This window comes from Halobacteriovorax sp. (genome assembly GCF_048381875.1).
GTDB lineage: Bacteria > Bdellovibrionota > Bacteriovoracia > Bacteriovoracales > Bacteriovoracaceae > Halobacteriovorax_A > Halobacteriovorax_A vibrionivorans.
On the sequence record NZ_JBLXBP010000001.1, the window covers coordinates 186,991 to 205,001 of the forward strand.

Consider the following 18,011-nt stretch of genomic DNA (forward strand, 5'->3'; position numbering starts at 1 on the left):
TTCTTCTATTAATTTAAATTTAATTATAGCCCCTAATATTGCGAAGTAAAGCTACAACTTGTCTAACTCCTATGTTAAAATTGGCCAATTTCAATTCGAACAACTCTCTATTAACTTAAAAGGGGAATTTATATGACTAACAGAGTTAAAGTTGCCGTAACAGGAGCTGCAGGACAAATTGGTTATGCAATTCTTTTTAGAATTGCTTCTGGACAAATGTTTGGTCCAGATACAGAAGTTGAATTACAACTTCTTGAACTACCTCAAGCACTAGGTGCTCTTGAAGGTGTAAAGATGGAATTAGATGACTGTGCTTTTCCATTACTAAAGAATATTGTTTGTACAGATAAGATGGAAGTTGCATTTAAAGATGCTAACTGGATTCTAGCAATTGGTGCTGTTCCAAGAAAAGACGGAATGGAAAGAGCGGATCTATTAAAAGTTAATGGTGGAATCTTTGGTCCACTTGGAAAAGCTATGGCCGCGCACGCAGCGCCAGATTCAAAACTATTTGTTGTTGGTAATCCATGTAATACAAATTGTTATATCGCAATGGAAGCTTCAGGGCTTGATAAGTCACGTTTCTTTGCTATGACAACTCTTGATGAGAAGAGAGCGAAAACTCAACTAGCTCAAAAAGCTGGAGTTGATGTAACTGAAGTTACAAATATGACAATCTGGGGGAACCACTCAGCAACTCAATACCCAGACTTCTACAATGCAAAAATTGGTGGAAAGTCAGCTGCTGAAGTTATTGGCGATGAAACATACTTAAAAGATGAGTTCATCACAACTGTTCAAAAGCGTGGAGCTGCAATTATTAAAGCACGTGGTGCTTCATCTGCTGCTTCTGCTGCTAATGCTTGTGTAAATGGTGTTTACGCACTTACACACGACACACCAGCAGGTGAGACATTCTCTATGTGTCTTGCTTCAAAAGGTGAGTACGGAGTTGATGAAGGTCTAATCTTCTCTTTCCCATGTCGTGTTGAAAACGGTGAACTAAAAGTTGTTGAAGGACAAGAGCATAATGAATTTGGTCAAGAAAAATTCAATGCAACACTTGAAGAACTTCGCACTGAAAGAAATACTGTAAAAGAACTAGGTCTAGTTTAGGTGCCATGCTCCTTTTGTTTCGCAAATGCTAAATAAAAGGAGCACACCTTTTCAATTCTTCTTTTGCCAGGTTATTTAAAATTTAATAAAACGATCATTTAGCACATGCGAAACAAAAGGAGCATGGCACCCTCTTATATTCTAATTCCCAATCTAAATTTTGATAATATTTGAATGATAATAAGCGGTGCAAGAGATGAGTATCCTACGATAAGCCAGCTCTGTTTATCGATTAATTTCAAGCTTAAAATACTTCTAAGGCCCGGTATGAAGACAGAGGCCATTAGTATGACCGTACAAAGTACAACTGCTCCCCAGACATGAATATTTCTAGTAATTTCATTAATAAATAAATTCGATTTTTCAAGCCTCATATTAAAGACATGAAAGACCTGTCCAAATGCTAAACTTAAAAATGATACTGTTAGTGCGGCCTTGTCATCATTTGTTGTTTTTAAAGTATAGAGAAAGCCTGTTAGAACACATGCTGTGAGAATAGCACCATATAGTGATATCAATCCCCACTTTCTCTTTGTTATAATTTGTTCATCTCGAGGCCTTGGTCTTTCTTCAAGATAGGTATGATCGCCTTCACCCATACCCAAAGCAAGGGCAGGAAAAACATCTGTGACAAGATTTAGAAATAGAATTTGTAAAGGTAGTAGGGGAAGAGGAGCATTGATAAAGGATGCAATTGATACAATTAAGATCTCACTTATATTACAAGAAAGCAGATAGACCACAAAACGTTGAATATTGCTATATATGATTCGTCCCTGTTTGATGGCCAAGATTATTGTGTTAAATCGGTCATCTTGCAATACCATATCAGAAGCCTCTTTTGCGATTTGAGTACCTCTTTGTCCCATGGCTATACCTATATCTGCATTCTTAAGCGCTGGTGCATCATTTACACCATCGCCTGTCATTGCAACGACTGCGTTCTTAGCTTGAAAATATTCGATTAAGTCTAGTTTTTGAGCAGGACTTACACGGCTAAATACTTGTGTTTGATTAACTTTATCCCTTAGGCTTTCATTCCATTCTTCTTTAGGTCCAAGTACTTTGCCATTAATTGAAAGATTATTACTTTCTTCAATAAGTCCTATTTCTTTTGCAATTTTTAAAGCAGTGCCCTCTTGGTCTCCAGTAACCATAATCGTTCTAATTCCAGCTTCTTTTGATTTTGTGATAGCATCTTTTACGTCTGAACGTGCTGGATCAAGTAGCCCTACAAGCCCTAAAAAGCTTAGACCTTTATATGGTGGCTCATTTATAGAGGAGACTGTCTTAGTTGCTAAGGCCAGAATTCGCAATCCATCTGCTGCCAATAAATCATTTTCTGTCTTCCATTTTAATTTTAAATCATCAGAAAAATCTAGCGCTCCATCATCTGTTTCAATATTAGTACAGGCTGCAATTACGGCCTCTGGAGCCCCTTTTACGGCCACTATAATTTGCTTATCATTTTGGTGATAAGTGGCCATCATAAGAGTTGAACTATCGAAGGGGACTTCTTTTAGCTCTGGTGTTGTTTTTAATACTTCATCTCTTCTTATATCAAACTTATTAGCGGCATTTAGTAATGCAATCTCCATAGGATCGCCAATGTTTTTGTCACTATTTTCATGATTGATTTTAGAATTATTACAGAGAAGACCGACCTTTATTAATTTCTTTAATTCAGTATTTTCTTGAAGATTGTGATGATCGTCCAAATTATATGTATCACCATGGCCTTTCATAAGCCTTACTTTCATTCTATTTTCAGTTAATGTCCCTGTCTTGTCTGTAAAGATGATTGATGTTGCACCTAGAGTTTCTACAGCGGCGAGTTTATTAATTAATGCATTATTTTCTGCCATTCTCCACATGCCCTTTGCAAGGGCCAAAGTTGCAACAATGGGTAGCCCCTCTGGGATTGTGGCAATTGCTAGCGCAATGGCAGTCTCTAACATGAGTATAAAACTTTTCCCGGCCATAACACCGGAAATCGCAATTAAGATAGCAATGGCCAAAGAAAACCAAACGATTTGACCACCAAGTTTATCAAGCCTTTTTTCTAAAGGAGTGACTTCTTCTTTTTCTTGTTGAGTTGCTTTTGCAATTTGTCCAACTTCAGTCATCATTGCCGTGGCTATGACAATACCCTTTCCTGAGCCTCTTGTTATTGAAGTACCTTTGTAGAGTATATTACTTCTTTCAGCTATGATTGTATCTTTAGAAAGTGTTTCAGCAGTTTTATCTACTGGTGCTGATTCCCCAGTAAGTATCGACTCATTCACATTTATATTATTAGCTTCAATAATTCTAATATCTGCACCAACAACATCTCCTGCTTCAAATATGACAATATCTCCAGGAACTAATTCCTTCGTATCAAGGTTTAAGGCCTTCCCATTTCTTATGACTGCGCACTTTGTGACACCTATGTTTTTTAGGGCCTCCATAGAACGAATTGCCTTAAGCTCTGTAAAGAATCCAAGTCCAGTATTAATAACTAGAACTGCTATTACTGTTAGCCCTTCAACAATATGGCCCATAAAAAATGATGTTGCACAGGCTAGTGCTAAAAGTAAAACGATGATACTTTTTAATTGTCGAATTAGGATTGTAAGTTTTGAGATAGGTGGCTTAATCGTTAAAATATTTTTGCCATATTTTGAAGTCTTCTTTATGACTTCTTCTTGAGAGAGCCCGCTTTTAATATCACTTTCTAATTCGTTTAGGATGTCTTCAATTGATTTTTTAGAATAAGGTAAACTTTTAGATGTTGTCATATTTTTTGGCCCTCTAAATCAAATTAAATCCAGAATACTTCTTTGTTCTTCAATTGAAAGTGGCTTTACTGAGTCGACTTTCTTTCTTTTTATTCCACTTTTTGCGATAACCTTATCGAGGTGATGAATACGATCGACCACGTTCTTAGTCATTTTAAACAACCAGTCAGGAATTTGATCTTTTATTGTTTCACTGTCGATCTCCATAAGAGTTGTCGGTGTTTTTGTCATAACGTAGGCTGCACGGTGAGTTCCAGCAAAGAACGCCATTTCACCTATCATTTCTCCTGGACCTATTGTTGCAACTGGACTTACCTTGCTTCCATCTACAACAAAAACAAGTAATTCTCCTTCTTCAACTAGATAGATTGTATCTGACTGATCGCCTTGTTTAATGATGATTTTATTTGCTTCGTGAGTAAGTCTCATAAGGCCTCTCTATTGTAGTTGAGTAAGTTGTTTAAGTTTAATAACAAGTTCATTAACAAGTTTTGGATAATAGATATCCTGTGGCGTCTTCTTAGTAACAAAAAGTGGATTACGCATATAATTTTCTTTTATGATTTGTTGAAAGTCGACTATATCAATATTTTGATTAATAGCTGTTCTTTCTAAAATTTTAGTGAAAACAGGATGAGAAGATTCCACTTCACACGCAAAGGCGAGTTTTAGTAGAGCTTGCTCGTAAGATTTTGTTATCTGACCTTGTTTTCGGTAGAGCTCTTGTTTTAACTGATGATATTTTGTATTGGCCACAATCTTCTTATCAAGACTTTCCACCAGTAACTGACCTTCCTTTGTTTTACCTTGCTCTAGTAGGTTATCAAGTTTTTGGAGTGCTTTTTCTATTTTATCATTTGTCGTATCTTCACAAACTTTAAGATTACTTATTTCTATATTAATTGGCGGTAAAACCATTAGTACATTTACGCCTTTTTTCCTTAGTTCTCGAAGGAAGCTCTCTAGCCTATGTTGATAGAGTAGAACTTCTTTATCAAAAATTGAGCGAAAGGCCTTAGCGCTTAGTTTAGAATAATCTAATGGTGTTACTTGTTTATCTAGCTCTTTTATATGTTCGTTAAGATAGAATAACTTAGATAAATTGGGATATAATTTAATGAAACTTTGAATATAGAGATTTCGATATATCTTAAAGTTAATATTATTAATATTTAATTCTTTGTTTGACTTTGGATAGAGTTCTTCTTGCATCTCAGAAAAACCAGTGGCCAATATAATTATTTTAGGAACCTTAGTAAGCTTTGAGACTTTCTCAATTGTACGAAACAAACTTTCGTTCTTTGCTGATATATTATAAATAGCTAGAGGCCTGGCCAATTTCTGAGAGAGCTTTGTTGTGATTTCTCCAATATATGGGTTTAAGGTCTTGCCCAGATCATCACCAATTACAAGAACATCTGTATTTGATGCGATATCATCTGGCCCATAAACAGAATCACTTAACTTATAGGGGGCCGGGTCATCGCGAAGAGGCATCTCGTAATAATGGTAAGTTAGCCCTCCTAGAATTGCGATAATTAGAACACAGGCCAAATAAAATAAAATGTTGAATACTTTTTTCATAAAATCTATATAAGTTTTGTCTATGCCTTTATTATATACGTAATTTCTGGTACATAGAAGACCTTATGAAAGATGCAAAAAACACCAGATGGGTACCTGAGCTTTTAGCTCCAGCAGGAAGCCTTGAGAAATTAAAAGTCGCCATTAGTTATGGTGCAGATGCCGTCTACTTAGGCGGGCAGAAATATGGACTACGCCAAGCCGCGGATAATTTTACGATTGAAGAAATCCGAGAAGGTGTTGAGTTTGCTCATGCGCATGGCTCATGTGTTTATGTCGTTCTAAATTCTTTCTTTCACGATAAAGACTTTGACGGGCTATTGGATTTTATTCAAGAGCTTGACGCTGTTAAAATTGATGCCGTTATCGTATCTGATCCTGGTGTTATTAATTATATCGCAGAAAATACTAATCTAGAGATTCATTTATCAACACAGGCCAGTTGCTTAAATGTTGAAAGTGCTAAGCTTTGGAAGAAGCTTGGTGTTACGAGAATTGTTCTCGGACGTGAAGTCTCAATTGCTGATGCAAAGATGATCAAAGAAGAGGCCGGTGTTGAAATTGAAATGTTCGTACACGGATCAATGTGCATGGCCTACTCTGGAAATTGTGTTATCTCAAATTATACGCAAGGCCGTGATTCAAATCGTGGAGGTTGTGCCCATAGTTGTCGCTTTGAATATAAGATTGATGATGGGAAGAAAGAGCTTAATAGCTATTTTATGAGCTCAAAAGATTTGGAAGGGATTAGACTTCTTCAAGACTTTATTGATGCTGGAATCGACTCTCTGAAAGTCGAAGGTCGTATGAAATCACCAATGTATGCTGGTACCATTTCAATGGTCTACTCTCAGGCACTTGCTTACTATAAAGAGCATGGAAACTTCTTAAGTGAAGACCTTTTAAAATGGGAAGAGGAGCTAACTAAAGTTACTCACCGAGCATATACTCAAGCATCTTTAGTTGAAGAAGCTGATGAGAGCTCTATTTATAATGATCGTGAACACGAAGAGAAGACATATCGAGCAATTGGAAAAGTTGCTCAAGTTGTAAAAGATGAATTTATCGTTGTTGATGTAAAGAGTGCATTTGAAATAGGGGAGTCCTTAGAGATTCTTCCGTTTAATGATTCACATGTCGAAGTAAATATTGATCACATTAAAAATCTCGCAGGACAGGACTTTAATCGCACTCGCCCTGGTGCCTTATTTAAGATCCCTTATGTTGATGGGGTTGATATTAATAATCTCGTACGTGCAAGGGTTACTAATTAATGAAGGCCGTTACATATATTTCACATATTGATGAACTTGAATCACTGGATACTAGTAAATTCAGTGAGGTTATTCTTGCCACGCGACTATTCTCTCAGGTTGGAAAGCTAACAATAGATGAAATGCTTGAGATTATAGAAAAGTGTAAGGCCCAAAAAGTTAAGTACACTCTAGAGTGGGATATTCTTATGACGGAGAGTCGTTTTAAGATGTATCGTGAACAATTCAAAAAATATGCTGATTTAGGTTTTTCGAGTATTCGTTTAAGAGATCCTGGGGCCATTAATTTTATCCTAAATTCTTATGAGAACTTAAGTATTGATCTTTTACTTGATACTGGTGGCCATCACAATATTAAGGCCATAAAAGTTTGGAAGAATCTAGTTGGTGATCGTTTAAGAAAGATTATTCTTTCTATTGAATTATCAAGCAATGTCGTAAAAGAATTTTGTCAGGAAATTAAGAGTTGGGGGGTGAAAACGGAACTTCTTGTTCTCGGGCGCATCCTACTATTTTATACACCACGAAATCTTGTTTCTCCTTTATACACTGATGAAGATTTAGAAGAATTTGAAAATAATGGTAAATATATAGAAGTCGCTGGCTCTAGTGAAGAATCACCCCATAAAGGTTTTCCAATTATTGAAAATCAGCATGGGACTTTTATGTTTAACACCAAAGACCAGTACCTACTTGAATACTTAGATGAAATTGAAGAGTGTGGCGTTGATGATATTAGAATTGACGTAAGACACCTCGACCAGGAGTCTAAGGCCGTTGTCGATAAAACGATATCTCTTTGTGAGAGCTTTAATAAGGAAGAAGCAAAGGAATTTAAGAATCAGTATCCTAACAGTACAACTCGTGGCTTCTTTCATGTGAATAAATCAGATGTACTTTTTAAAAAGCTTAAGAATAAGAGAGTCCAACGTGAGGATCAAGGCTTCATTGGTGAAGTTGTGGATGTTGTTAAGAAATCTCATATTGCTATTCTTGTAAAAGGTATGAGAAATGAGGATGTTGCTCTAAAAGTAGGTGATGAACTTAGACTTTCTACTCCAGATGGGAAAGAGAAGTTTACTAAGATTCATAAACTTACACAGACTAATGGCAAAGAAGTTCAGGACGTTAAAACAGGTGAGTTAATTCTTATACCCCATGTAAGTGGTATAAGCGTTAAGACAATGGCCTACTTAAAATAGAACCTTAATAAATTGCACCCAAATACCACCATTATTAATTCTCTCACTTCTTGTGACTTGATATTTCTTTTGATTGATTTTAAATGTTTCGGGCATAACAAAGAAGGCTGCCTTCGTATTAAGTGATTCTGCTTTTTTGAGAAACCGCTCGATAAAAAGATGGATATCTTTCTCTTTTGTTTTTATTCTTTTTCCATAAGGTAGATTGCAGGTAATTATCGAATTTTCAGGTAGAGATTCTGTTTTAAAGAAGTCCATTTTCTCTATTGTTAACCATTCATCTTCAATGAATTCGAGATTATTTTCTTTGATTGCCGCTAAGTTCTTACCATCAATGTCTCGGGCCAAGGCTTTTCTTGGAGTTACTTGTGGCCTCTCTATTTTCTGGGCCGCAAATTTTCGATAAAGAGGAAAGTTTCTAAAGTTAAATTCTCTTTGTTCATTTCTTTGATCTTGTCTGAAGAACTCGCTTATGATTGTTCCACTTCCTGCCATTGGATCGATGAGTACATCATAATTTACATCAGATGAATTTATATATCTAATAAGAGCTGCCCCAATTGACTCTCTCATTGGTGCTTTTGCCGATAGAGTTTTTATGCCTCGTTTGTCGAGTCTTTCACCTGAACAATCAATTGATAGGCCACAATTATCATCTTCAAACCTTAAGTGAATTGTCGCTGGGACACTCCAGTTTAGTTCATCGTATTTCTTCTTATATGGCTGAGCAGTTTGATAGCTAGAAATTGCATCCTTAACTGTCTTTATTATCTTGCGATCATCAAAGAGACGTGAGTTATGAGAGCTAACTTTCACTTCAAATTCTTTCGTTGGTATATAATCGTTCCAATTAATCTTTGATAATTTCTTATATAATTTTGGAAGGTCTCTTGCGATAAAGTGACCGATTCGAAGAAGTGCTTTTGTTGGAATTCTCAATTCGAGGATAAACTCTAATAGAATAAAGAGATTCTTTGATTTTAAGCTTAGTCCATCATTTGAAATCTCTTGAAAGGCCTCTATTCGACAAAGCTTCTCCTTAATCTCTAAAAGGGCACTCTTTTCAAGTCCAGGTATCACTACCAGGTAGATTTCATATATTTTATCCATATCAAATATATACATGAACTTGTGTTTATAACCAATCGGATTTATATAAAAGTCATGAAATATGGAACTCTATACTTAATTGCAACACCGATTGATGAAATTAATCCTCTTGAGTCAGAGGCGAAGGCATTAATGCTTAAGGCCTGTGATGATGCTGATAATAGTCTTTTTTTAATTGAAGACCTAAAGCCATGTCGAAGACGATGGATTCGCTTTGGTTTAGATCGCTCTTTCATAGAAGATTTTATCCTTTTTAATGAACATACCCAACGTGATATTGAGCAAGATATTATTTCACAAATTCAAAATGGAAAGAACGCATACCTGATGAGTGATGGAGGACTTCCGGCCTTTTGTGATCCAGGTCAAAAACTTGTGAAGAAATGTCACGAGCTTGGCATTCGCGTTACTTGTACGCCTCATAGTAATTCTATTTCTTTGGCCGTTGCTCTAAGTGGCATTGATTGTTCTAATTTTACTTTTGCTGGCTTTCCTCCACGTAAACCTGATGAGCGAAAGAATTATTTAACTAATCTGAAAAAGGTGAAAATGCCTAAAGTTTTGATGGATACTCCCTATCGTCTCACAAGATTAATCGAGGAGAGTTTAGAGGTCTTTGGGGATACAACGGCCTTTATTGGGATGGAGCTTAACGGTGAAGAGGAAGAATTACTCTACGGTAAGCTATCGAAATTACTTAAGAAAGTGAACGGCTTAAAGAAAGAGTTCATTCTTATCATTAAATAAATGTTAAATCCGCGCACAAATCAGATAGTTTTTTCTTTTGATAAAAACCTTTCTTGTTGCTCTGGATAAAATCTGCTAAATTGCCAGAATTACTAGTATGAATAACACAAAATCGGCCACTCAAGACCGTAAGCTTGAGCACATTCAATTAACTGCAAAATCACAAACTCTAGCGGCAACAAGTGATAAGAGATTCTATTATGAGCCTCTTTTCAGCGGTAATGCTCAAAAGCTTGATCTAGGAATTGAATTTGCAGGATTTAGTTTAAAGCTTCCACTGTGGATTTCTTCCATGACTGGCGGAACTGGGATTGCAGGTAAGATCAATGAGAATCTGGCCCGTGCATGTGGAGAGTTCGGTATTGGGATGGGCCTTGGCTCTTGCCGTAAGTTACTCGATAGCGATGAATTCCTTGATGATTTTCACGTTAAGTCCCTGGCCAATAATTCACCTGTTTTTGCAAATCTAGGTATTGCTCAATTAGAAGAGTTAATTGATAAGAATGAACTTTCAAAAGTGGATCGTCTCGTCACTAAATTAAATGCAGATGGATTGATCATTCATATAAACCCTTCCCAAGAATGGTTTCAACCAGAAGGGGATATCATTAAAAGAGCTCCTCTTGAAACGATTGAAACTTGTGTTGAATATTTTAAGTTTCCAATAATTGTAAAAGAAGTTGGACAGGGAATGGGGCCACGTACTCTAAAGGCCCTAATGATGATGAACCTATGTGCGATCGAGTTTGCTTCATTTGGTGGGACAAACTTCTCAAAATTAGAATATCTTAGAAATTCTAACAACTTAACAGTTCATGAACCATTGTGTCATGTTGGCCATACTGCCCTTGAAATGGTACATATGACCAACGATTTAATTGACGAGTTAGGTAGTGCTGCTAAGTGTAAGAATTTTATAATCTCTGGTGGGATTAAGTCATATTTAGATGGCCATTATTTATGTAAGTTATCCAAAGGATGCGCTATTTTTGCCATGGCAAGTGAGTTTTTAAAAACTGCTATGGTGGATTATGAGAGTGTTCAGCAACAAGTTAGGGAAATTAAAAAAGGCCTTAACTTTGCTAATTCATTTCTTAGTGTGAGGAGAGAACATTGAAATTGATTCAAGGTTTTTCAAAACTATCAAAAGAACAAAAGGTCCAGTTTATTGCAAACCGCTTATCAAATGATGGCCAAGATCAGAATATCGATGCACAAAAAGTGAAAGAACAATTACTTTCATTTTGGCATTCTGATAAGAAGCTACAATCTACCTTTGATGAGTTCTCAGAAAATACAATTACAAATTTCTATCTACCGTATGGCCTAGTTCCTAATTTCGTTCTTAATAACGAAGTTTATACTGTTCCAATGGTTATTGAAGAGAGTTCTGTTGTTGCAGCATTATCAAAGGCCGCAAAGTTTTGGTCTACTCGCGGTGGTTTCAAGGCCGAAGTTATTGCAAGCGAAAAGATTGGCCAGGTCCACTTTATCTACGAAGGAGATAAAGAGAGCTTAAAATCTTTTTTTGAAGATAAGAAGATCGATATCCTAAATTCACTTGCACCAATCACTGTAAATATGGATAAGCGTGGTGGTGGAGTACGATCTATTGAGTTAGTTGATCTAACAGATAAAGAAGAAAATTATTATCAAATAAAAATGTCGTTTGAAACATGCGATGCCATGGGTGCTAATTTTATTAATTCAGTTCTAGAAGCTGTTGGTAAGTACCTTGAAGACTCGCTTGGTGAAGATGTACAGGTCGTCATGTGTATACTTTCAAATTATACGCCTGATTGTCGTGTGAGAGCATGGGTTGAATGTCCAATTGAGGATCTTGCTGAAAAATCGATTGGTATGAATACTGCTACTTTCGCATCAAAATTTGCACGAGCAGTGAGAATTGCTCATATTGATCCACACCGTGCCACAACTCACAATAAAGGAATCTTTAACGGGATTGATGGAGTTGTTATAGCAACTGGAAATGACTTCAGAGCAGTTGAAGCATGTGGACATACATATGCAGCTCGTGATGGACAATACCGATCACTAACAAATTGCAAAGTAGAAAACGGGAACTTCTATTTTGAAATTGATATTCCAATGGCCCTTGGAACGGTTGGAGGACTGACAAAACTCCATCCTCTAGCAAAGATGTCTCTTGATATCTTAGAGCGACCAAGTGCTAATAAGCTAATGATGATTGCTGCAACAGTTGGCCTTGCCCAAAATTTTGCGGCCCTTAAAAGTCTTGTTACAAGTGGGATTCAAAAAGGGCATATGAAAATGCACCTGATGAATATTCTGGGACAACTTGAAGCAACAACAACTGAGAAAGAGCAAATTGTTAATCATTTTGCTGATAAGGTTGTTTCATTTAGCGCAGTAAGAGAAGAGTTAAATAATTTAAGAAGTTAGGGGACTATGAACACAACACACACTAGTAATAATATCCTTAAGTATTTGGAAGGTGAGCAATTTCTTGAGCTTCCTAAAAACGGCCAATTATATTTTGGCCACGGAAAGCTTCTGCTTTCTGGGGAATACTTTGTTTTAGATGGTGCTAAAGCACTGGGCCTACCTACTACAGTAGGGCAGTCTTTAAGAGTTCAATACTCTTCTTCATTTGATCCTAAGTTATATTGGAAGTCCTATGATCCAGCTGGAAAGCTTTGGTTTGAAGTAACTTTTGAATTTTGGCATTTTAATATTTTAAATGAAAACCCTACAAAAGAGATGATTGTCTTACAACAAATGTTAAGACAAGCAAGAAGACAGAATAAGCACTTCTTAAGAGATGGTGTTGATGTTCATGTTGTAACACAACTCGGTTTCCCACTTGAATGGGGACTAGGGTCTTCTTCTACTTTAATTCATAATATTGCTGATTGGGCCATGATTTCGCCATTTGAACTTGCCTTTAATACTTTAGGTGGTTCTGGGTATGATATTGCATGTGCACAAAGTGAAGAGCCAATTATTTATCAAAAAGGTGGAGAAGGACCAAATTGGTCTCCTATCGAATTTAATCCAAGTTTTAAAAATAACCTCTTCTTCATTTATCTTGGACACAAGAAGAATTCTCGTGATGCTATTGAGTATTACAATGAATTACGTCCACATTCGCCAGAGATTATTAATACAATCAGTGAACTATCTATGCAGATGGCCACTGCAAATACTCAAGAAGAATTTAATTTCTTAATCCGTGCTCATGAAGATATCGTAAGTTCTCATCTTAAGCTTAGCCCAATTAAGAAAGAGGCCTTTAGTGATTTTGATGGGGAAATTAAATCTCTAGGTGCATGGGGTGGGGACTTTATTCTTGCTTCAAGTAATGGACCACGCAAGTATGTGAAAAACTACTTCGATCAAAAAGGTCTGAAAGTTTGTATTCCATATCGTGAATTAATTGTTGAAACTCAAACACCAAGTGAAATTAAAAATGTCCACTAATTTTACTCTGATTGATTTTGATATTGATAAATTAGATAATGGACTTGAATTTACAGTTAAGAGTCCATCAAATATTGCCTTGATAAAGTATTGGGGAAAGTACGGTGAGCAATTACCTTCAAACCCTTCTTTAAGTGTAACTTTAAATAATGCTTATACTCAAACGACATATAAAATTCAAAGATCCTCGGAATTTGAACTTGATTTTAAATTTGAATCAAAACCAAATGATAAATTTAAGCAAAGGGTAGAGAAGTTTTTTAAAAGGGCCGCTGTTGTTTTTCCTTTTATAGAAAATATCAAAGTTGAAATGGATTCTCACAACTCATTTCCTCACTCTTCTGGTATCGCTTCTTCGGCCGCATCAATGGCCAACTTTGCAAGTGCTCTTTGTGAAATAGAAAAAGTCGTTACAAATGAAGACCATGATGAAGAATATTATTTAATGAAGGCCTCATTCATGGCCCGTCTTGGTTCAGGAAGTGCGAGCCGATCGATATACCCAAAGATGGCAATCTGGGGAAAGTCAGTTCTTGGTAGCTCTCAAGACTACGCTATCGTTCACGATCAATTTGATGAAATCTTTGAAGGAATTTGTGATTCAATCGCAATTGTAAGTAGCAAGGAAAAGTCAGTAAGTTCAACTGCTGGTCATGCTCTTATGAATGAGCATCCTTTTGCTAAGACACGTTTTATGAATGCTAGTAATAACTTTAATAAGTTACTATTTGCTCTTAAAACAGGTGACTTTAATACTTTTGCAAAAATTGTTGAAAGTGAGGCCCTAGAGCTTCATGGGCTTATGATGAATTCTGATCCATCTTTTATTTTAATGGAGCCTAATACTTTAGAAATTATAAATCGTATTAGAGAGTTTCGAGCTCAAACAAATTGTGCAATCTGCTTTACTTTAGATGCTGGTCCTAATGTACATATTATGTATCTTAAAAAAGATGAGAAGCAGGCCAAAGAGTTCATCGAGCAAGAAGTTAAGTCTCTATGTGCCGACTCTCTTGTTATCCATGATCATATGGGTAATGGTGTGATCGTAGAAAGATAAGTAGGGATCAGTTATGGAAGGTGGTAATTCTTTTAACGCTAAAATCCTACTCTTTGGAGAATATAGTATCATTAGGTCTTCAAAGGCTTTGGCAATGCCTTATTCTCTTTTTGATGGAAAACTAAACTTTCCTGATGAGCAAGGCGCTGGAATTGATTCTGAGCTAACTGCTTTTTCGCAATATCTTAAACAACAACATGACAAAGGCAATCTAAGCTTTGATTTTGATCATCAGTCTTTCTCATTTGATATTTCAAGTGGACTACGTTTTAAAAGTACAATTCCACAAGGCTATGGAGTTGGGAGCTCTGGTGCTCTTTGTGCTGCTGTATTTGATCGCTATGCTAAAATTCAGGACGATCAAAAGAATGATATTTCTTTTCTAAAAGAATGTTTTAAGGAGATGGAATCTCACTTTCATGGATCATCTTCAGGGGTTGACCCGCTCATTAGTTATTTAAATGTAGCACTGTTAATTGATAGTCAGAAACAACTTACAGAAGTATTTCTTGATAAGAAAACAGATGGGCCAGGAGTATTTCTACTAAATACAGGACGTGCTCGAAGAACAGAGCCACTTGTTAATCTCTTTATGGAGAAATGCTCGTCAAAAGACTTTGCTTATCTATGTGATCGCGTTTTAACGCCAATTTCAGATGAGTGTATCCAACACTATATTAATAATGATAAAGAGGCACTTTGGAAGAAGTTTAAGGAATTGTCAGCATTTCAATTTGAACATTTCAATCCAATGATTCCTGCTCTCTATCGTGACTTATGGACTAAAGGCCTAGAAACTGATCGTTTCTATTTAAAACTTTGTGGAGCTGGTGGCGGTGGCTTCTTATTAGGACTTGCCCCCAATTTAAATGATCTTCCACAAGAGCTTAAAGGCAATGAAGTTCGTCCTGTTTAAGACAATTTATTAAGATTTAATTGCAGCAGAAGCCTTACATGGCCTCTGCAACTGTAGGAGAGTCTCTTAATACTCTTGCAAACTCTCTAGGATTAGTGAATTTCTTGTCATTTGCATAATTTTTGAAGTCGCCAGTAGCTATTGTTGAATTAGCAAAAGTGATCTCTTCAAGAAGTACTTCTTCCATCTTTTTGATCAGCTCATTATTAAATGAACGCTTTGTTTGAATTCTTGCCATTGGAGATTGCTTCGCAATTCTTGAGACAATATCTTCAATTTCGTTTTCATCAAAAAGTGTTTTTCCGATTAGGCCTGCACTAATTAGGGCGTCTGCACCAACGTTTTGAGATGAAAGAAGAAATTGCATAATCTTTGCGCTATTTCCTTTTTCATTTGTTAATGTATTCATACCACCCATCGGTGTGATGCCTTTGTTTAGTTGATCAAATGCTACACTAAATGATGGGGCACAGTAGCGAATATCACCACCCATTGCTAGCTCAAGGCTAAATGGACAAGCAGACTTTTGAAATGACCACAATACTGTTTGTGGTAGAAGAACTTGGGCCCAGCTTAAGCGGGCAAGAAGTTGTAAAGTATTACCAAGAGTTTTTTCATCAAAAAACCTTAGTTCTTCTTTTTTAAATAATTCAATATCTTCACTTGCAAATTTAAAAACGACTGAGTTGATTTCTACTTTATTAGAAAGCCAGTCAAATAAGTCTTCGAGTTCTTTTAGGTATGTCGATGTATTAAAAAACTTTTGGTCATTAGCAATTGTTACAAAACATGTTCTTGTTTGTCTTGTTAGTGAAACATTTAGGGTGTTGTAATTGAGAATACTTTGATTTGAATTAGAGTTATTCATTTCGTCACCTTCCTTGGTCTTTTGCTAAATTTTAAAATACATCGCTAATCTTTTAGCTCTCAGATCGATCCGTGATCTGATAATAAAATTATTTCAAGACTGCAGTCGGTCTGTCAAATTCAATTCCAAATTAAGATGCTTTTTTTGTCATTAAACTTTCAACAAATATCTTTTCGGTTTTGCTATAAGCTACGGATTTATCACAAGAATTTAAGGTATTTAGAATATATTCTTGTAGTTGACTATTTTTGTCGCTGTCAATGATAGTGTCACTTTGTCTCTCTTTAATAGGTATCTGAAGTACTTGTTCGCTGTTGTCGGTCTTTTTGTTTAACTTTAATATGGCCTTCACGATTAGTGCATGAAGTTCTTGATTATTTATATCCCACTTGGCAGATTCTAATTTATTAATTGTTTCTTGAGATATTTTCTTATTTTCCATATCTCTTTTCTTGCATTCAAATTGAATATAGTATTGAGCAATCTCAACAATTTCGGCCCTTCTTAATCTTAGGGGAGGAATATTTAATTTCACCGTTGTAATATAATTATATAAGTCTGTAAGGATATAGTCATTCTTCTCCAAGGCTTTTAAGTCATTTGATGCAATGGTTATAATTCTAAGTTTTAATGAACTTATAAGATTATAAAAAATCGCCTGATTTTCTAAAGAGAGCTTTTCGATATTTTTTACTATTAAGTCGTTAATTCCATTATTTGATACTTGCTCAATAAATTCAAAACTTTGATTCTCTGATTCTTTAAAATCAATTATCAAAGAGTTCTCACTACAAACATATTTTGCATATTCAAGTTTTCCAACACCGGTCTCGCCGTGAATATAGAGATTTTCCCTTGTGTTCTTTATCGTGTTTAAAGTGTTTATAATCGCAAGTCCTGTATGGCTACGATCTGAGAAAATATAATGATTAGGTAATTTGTTCTTTACTGTTTCAAGACCTGAATTATTTTTTGAATTATAAAAGTATGAAATCAATCCCGAGACAATCTTGATATTTTCAAGCATTGTAATATTGAATTTATCACCTGAAAGTGTGTTTGAAAGGCAAAGAGCTCCAATACTTTCGCCATTATAATTCACTAGCGGTGCCAGGAGGATATTTTTAATATCAAAATCTACGCCAGTTGCACTTTGATCATTGAATGATTTATTAATGATGACTTTGTTGAAATATGCCTCATTCAATAGTCCATTGAATGTTTTTCCAAGTAGTGTGTGATCACTATTTGTATGATCAACCTCAAAGTCTTTTGTTTTAGAGTTAAATAAATAGATATGATAATTTTCACAATGAAAAATCGTTGGTAGCTCAGACAGGATTGTTGTTAGTTTTCCCTTGAAGGCCCTTTCAATTAAGCTTTGAAAAAGAGAGAAGAGTTCAACGCCATCATCTTTTGAGATCTTGATTTTATTTTGACATATTTGAAATAATTTATCTTTTAACTTTGCAGTCTTGTAGTGTGATAAGAAATCTTTTAAAAAATATTTTAATACCGTTGTTTGTGAATCAGGTGAGATTGAAATCCCATATATTGTTTTTGTTACATCTTCACAATAGATAAATGATCGAATAATTCTACCTGTTAGCTCAAAGTCCCAGTTATTAAATATTCTATTTGTTTTAATTTTAATTTTTACATTTTCGCCTATTGAGTACTTTTGAGTGCTGATGAAGTTTAGGCCTGAAAGATTGATGGAGTCTATTTGTACATTATTAGTCTTTACATTCTCTCTTTCAAAAGTAATTACTTCAGCATTAACTTTATCCCCTTCATGGATAGGGAAGCGATAAGACTTAAAAAACTTATAGTTTTGGATGTTGTAACGCAATTTTTCCTCAAATAGATAGTAATGTAATATCTTTCTTATC

Annotated in this window: 15 protein-coding genes; 9 read left to right on the forward strand and 6 right to left on the reverse strand. The window is 35.6% G+C overall.

Features of this window, described 5'->3' with window-relative positions:
• Positions 1-132: 132 nt before the first annotated feature.
• Entirely contained in the window at positions 133-1,116 is a 984-nt protein-coding gene (locus ACN5L8_RS00910; protein ID WP_419172031.1) for a malate dehydrogenase, read from the forward strand.
• 134 nt (positions 1,117-1,250) lie between these two features.
• Here ACN5L8_RS00910 and ACN5L8_RS00915 read toward each other — a convergent pair whose 3' ends face one another.
• The 3 genes from ACN5L8_RS00915 to ACN5L8_RS00925 are packed head-to-tail and all read right to left on the reverse strand — an operon-like array spanning position 1,251 to position 5,480.
• The gene (locus ACN5L8_RS00915) at positions 1,251-3,896 is read right to left on the reverse strand and encodes a cation-translocating P-type ATPase (protein WP_419172032.1); all 2,646 of its coding nucleotides are present in this window, start codon (positions 3,894-3,896) and stop codon (positions 1,251-1,253) included.
• 18 nt (positions 3,897-3,914) lie between these two features.
• Positions 3,915-4,325, reverse strand: a complete 411-nt coding sequence (locus tag ACN5L8_RS00920) for a cyclic nucleotide-binding domain-containing protein (protein ID WP_115362413.1) — start codon at positions 4,323-4,325, stop codon at positions 3,915-3,917.
• Between the two features lie 9 nt (positions 4,326-4,334).
• Positions 4,335-5,480: a hypothetical protein gene (locus ACN5L8_RS00925; RefSeq protein ID WP_419172033.1), complete on the reverse strand. Its 1,146-nt coding sequence runs from the start codon at positions 5,478-5,480 to the stop codon at positions 4,335-4,337.
• A gap of 65 nt (positions 5,481-5,545) precedes the next feature.
• Here ACN5L8_RS00925 and ACN5L8_RS00930 point away from each other — a divergent pair, with 65 nt between their 5' ends.
• Together ACN5L8_RS00930 and ACN5L8_RS00935 are read left to right on the forward strand one after the other, a co-directional pair.
• Entirely contained in the window at positions 5,546-6,754 is a 1,209-nt protein-coding gene (locus ACN5L8_RS00930) for a U32 family peptidase C-terminal domain-containing protein (RefSeq protein WP_120404743.1), read from the forward strand.
• Positions 6,754-7,956: a peptidase U32 family protein gene (locus ACN5L8_RS00935; protein ID WP_419172034.1), complete on the forward strand. Its 1,203-nt coding sequence runs from the start codon at positions 6,754-6,756 to the stop codon at positions 7,954-7,956. The genes ACN5L8_RS00930 and ACN5L8_RS00935 overlap by 1 nt, the downstream gene beginning before the upstream one ends.
• Here the strand turns inward: ACN5L8_RS00935 and ACN5L8_RS00940 are convergent.
• Positions 7,948-9,066, reverse strand: a complete 1,119-nt coding sequence (locus ACN5L8_RS00940; protein WP_419172035.1) for a THUMP domain-containing protein — start codon at positions 9,064-9,066, stop codon at positions 7,948-7,950. The genes ACN5L8_RS00935 and ACN5L8_RS00940 overlap by 9 nt on opposite strands.
• Positions 9,067-9,120: 54 nt before the next feature.
• Between ACN5L8_RS00940 and ACN5L8_RS00945 the strand changes: the two genes are divergently transcribed.
• The 6 genes from ACN5L8_RS00945 to ACN5L8_RS00970 all read left to right on the forward strand — a co-directional run bounded on the left by ACN5L8_RS00945 (position 9,121) and on the right by ACN5L8_RS00970 (position 15,251).
• Positions 9,121-9,813, forward strand: coding sequence for an SAM-dependent methyltransferase (locus ACN5L8_RS00945; protein WP_419172036.1), 693 nt, complete (start codon positions 9,121-9,123; stop codon positions 9,811-9,813).
• A 97-nt stretch (positions 9,814-9,910) separates the two neighbouring features.
• On the forward strand, positions 9,911-10,930 hold the full coding sequence (locus tag ACN5L8_RS00950; RefSeq protein ID WP_419172037.1) for an isopentenyl-diphosphate delta-isomerase: 1,020 nt from the start codon (positions 9,911-9,913) through the stop codon (positions 10,928-10,930).
• Positions 10,927-12,237 carry a hydroxymethylglutaryl-CoA reductase, degradative gene (locus ACN5L8_RS00955; RefSeq protein ID WP_419172038.1) on the forward strand — a complete coding sequence of 437 codons (1,311 nt, stop codon included), beginning with the start codon at positions 10,927-10,929 and terminating at the stop codon, positions 12,235-12,237. The genes ACN5L8_RS00950 and ACN5L8_RS00955 overlap by 4 nt, the downstream gene beginning before the upstream one ends.
• Positions 12,238-12,243: 6 nt before the next feature.
• Positions 12,244-13,275: a GYDIA family GHMP kinase gene (locus ACN5L8_RS00960; protein WP_419172039.1), complete on the forward strand. Its 1,032-nt coding sequence runs from the start codon at positions 12,244-12,246 to the stop codon at positions 13,273-13,275.
• Positions 13,265-14,335, forward strand: a complete 1,071-nt coding sequence (gene mvaD / locus ACN5L8_RS00965; protein ID WP_120404749.1) for a diphosphomevalonate decarboxylase — start codon at positions 13,265-13,267, stop codon at positions 14,333-14,335. The genes ACN5L8_RS00960 and mvaD overlap by 11 nt, the downstream gene beginning before the upstream one ends.
• 13 nt (positions 14,336-14,348) lie before the next feature.
• A complete protein-coding gene (locus ACN5L8_RS00970) occupies positions 14,349-15,251 on the forward strand; it encodes a mevalonate kinase (protein WP_115362434.1) in 903 nt (300 codons plus the stop codon).
• A 34-nt stretch (positions 15,252-15,285) separates the two neighbouring features.
• On the opposite strand, the gene ACN5L8_RS00975 is transcribed toward ACN5L8_RS00970, so the two are convergent.
• Together ACN5L8_RS00975 and ACN5L8_RS00980 are read right to left on the reverse strand one after the other, a co-directional pair.
• Positions 15,286-16,119 carry an enoyl-CoA hydratase-related protein gene (locus ACN5L8_RS00975; protein WP_115362436.1) on the reverse strand — a complete coding sequence of 278 codons (834 nt, stop codon included), beginning with the start codon at positions 16,117-16,119 and terminating at the stop codon, positions 15,286-15,288.
• Positions 16,120-16,249: 130 nt separating this feature from the next.
• Complete coding sequence (locus tag ACN5L8_RS00980; RefSeq protein WP_419172040.1) at positions 16,250-17,971, reverse strand: hypothetical protein; 1,722 nt, start codon at positions 17,969-17,971, stop codon at positions 16,250-16,252.
• Positions 17,972-18,011 lie beyond the last annotated feature (40 nt).

Bases quoted from the DNA above. Each gene is read 5' to 3' on its own strand.
- ACN5L8_RS00975 (WP_115362436.1), bottom strand. From the start codon at position 16,119: ATGAATAACTCTAATTCAAATCAAAGTATTCTCAATTACAACACCCTA.
- ACN5L8_RS00945 (WP_419172036.1), top strand. From the start codon at position 9,121: ATGAAATATGGAACTCTATACTTAATTGCAACACCGATTGATGAAATT.
- ACN5L8_RS00930 (WP_120404743.1), top strand. From the start codon at position 5,546: ATGAAAGATGCAAAAAACACCAGATGGGTACCTGAGCTTTTAGCTCCA.
- ACN5L8_RS00940 (WP_419172035.1), bottom strand. From the start codon at position 9,066: ATGGATAAAATATATGAAATCTACCTGGTAGTGATACCTGGACTTGAA.
- ACN5L8_RS00920 (WP_115362413.1), bottom strand. From the start codon at position 4,325: ATGAGACTTACTCACGAAGCAAATAAAATCATCATTAAACAAGGCGAT.
- ACN5L8_RS00950 (WP_419172037.1), top strand. From the start codon at position 9,911: ATGAATAACACAAAATCGGCCACTCAAGACCGTAAGCTTGAGCACATT.
- ACN5L8_RS00935 (WP_419172034.1), top strand. From the start codon at position 6,754: ATGAAGGCCGTTACATATATTTCACATATTGATGAACTTGAATCACTG.
- ACN5L8_RS00915 (WP_419172032.1), bottom strand. From the start codon at position 3,896: ATGACAACATCTAAAAGTTTACCTTATTCTAAAAAATCAATTGAAGAC.
- ACN5L8_RS00960 (WP_419172039.1), top strand. From the start codon at position 12,244: ATGAACACAACACACACTAGTAATAATATCCTTAAGTATTTGGAAGGT.
- ACN5L8_RS00910 (WP_419172031.1), top strand. From the start codon at position 133: ATGACTAACAGAGTTAAAGTTGCCGTAACAGGAGCTGCAGGACAAATT.
- ACN5L8_RS00970 (WP_115362434.1), top strand. From the start codon at position 14,349: ATGGAAGGTGGTAATTCTTTTAACGCTAAAATCCTACTCTTTGGAGAA.
- mvaD (WP_120404749.1), top strand. From the start codon at position 13,265: ATGTCCACTAATTTTACTCTGATTGATTTTGATATTGATAAATTAGAT.
- ACN5L8_RS00925 (WP_419172033.1), bottom strand. From the start codon at position 5,480: ATGAAAAAAGTATTCAACATTTTATTTTATTTGGCCTGTGTTCTAATT.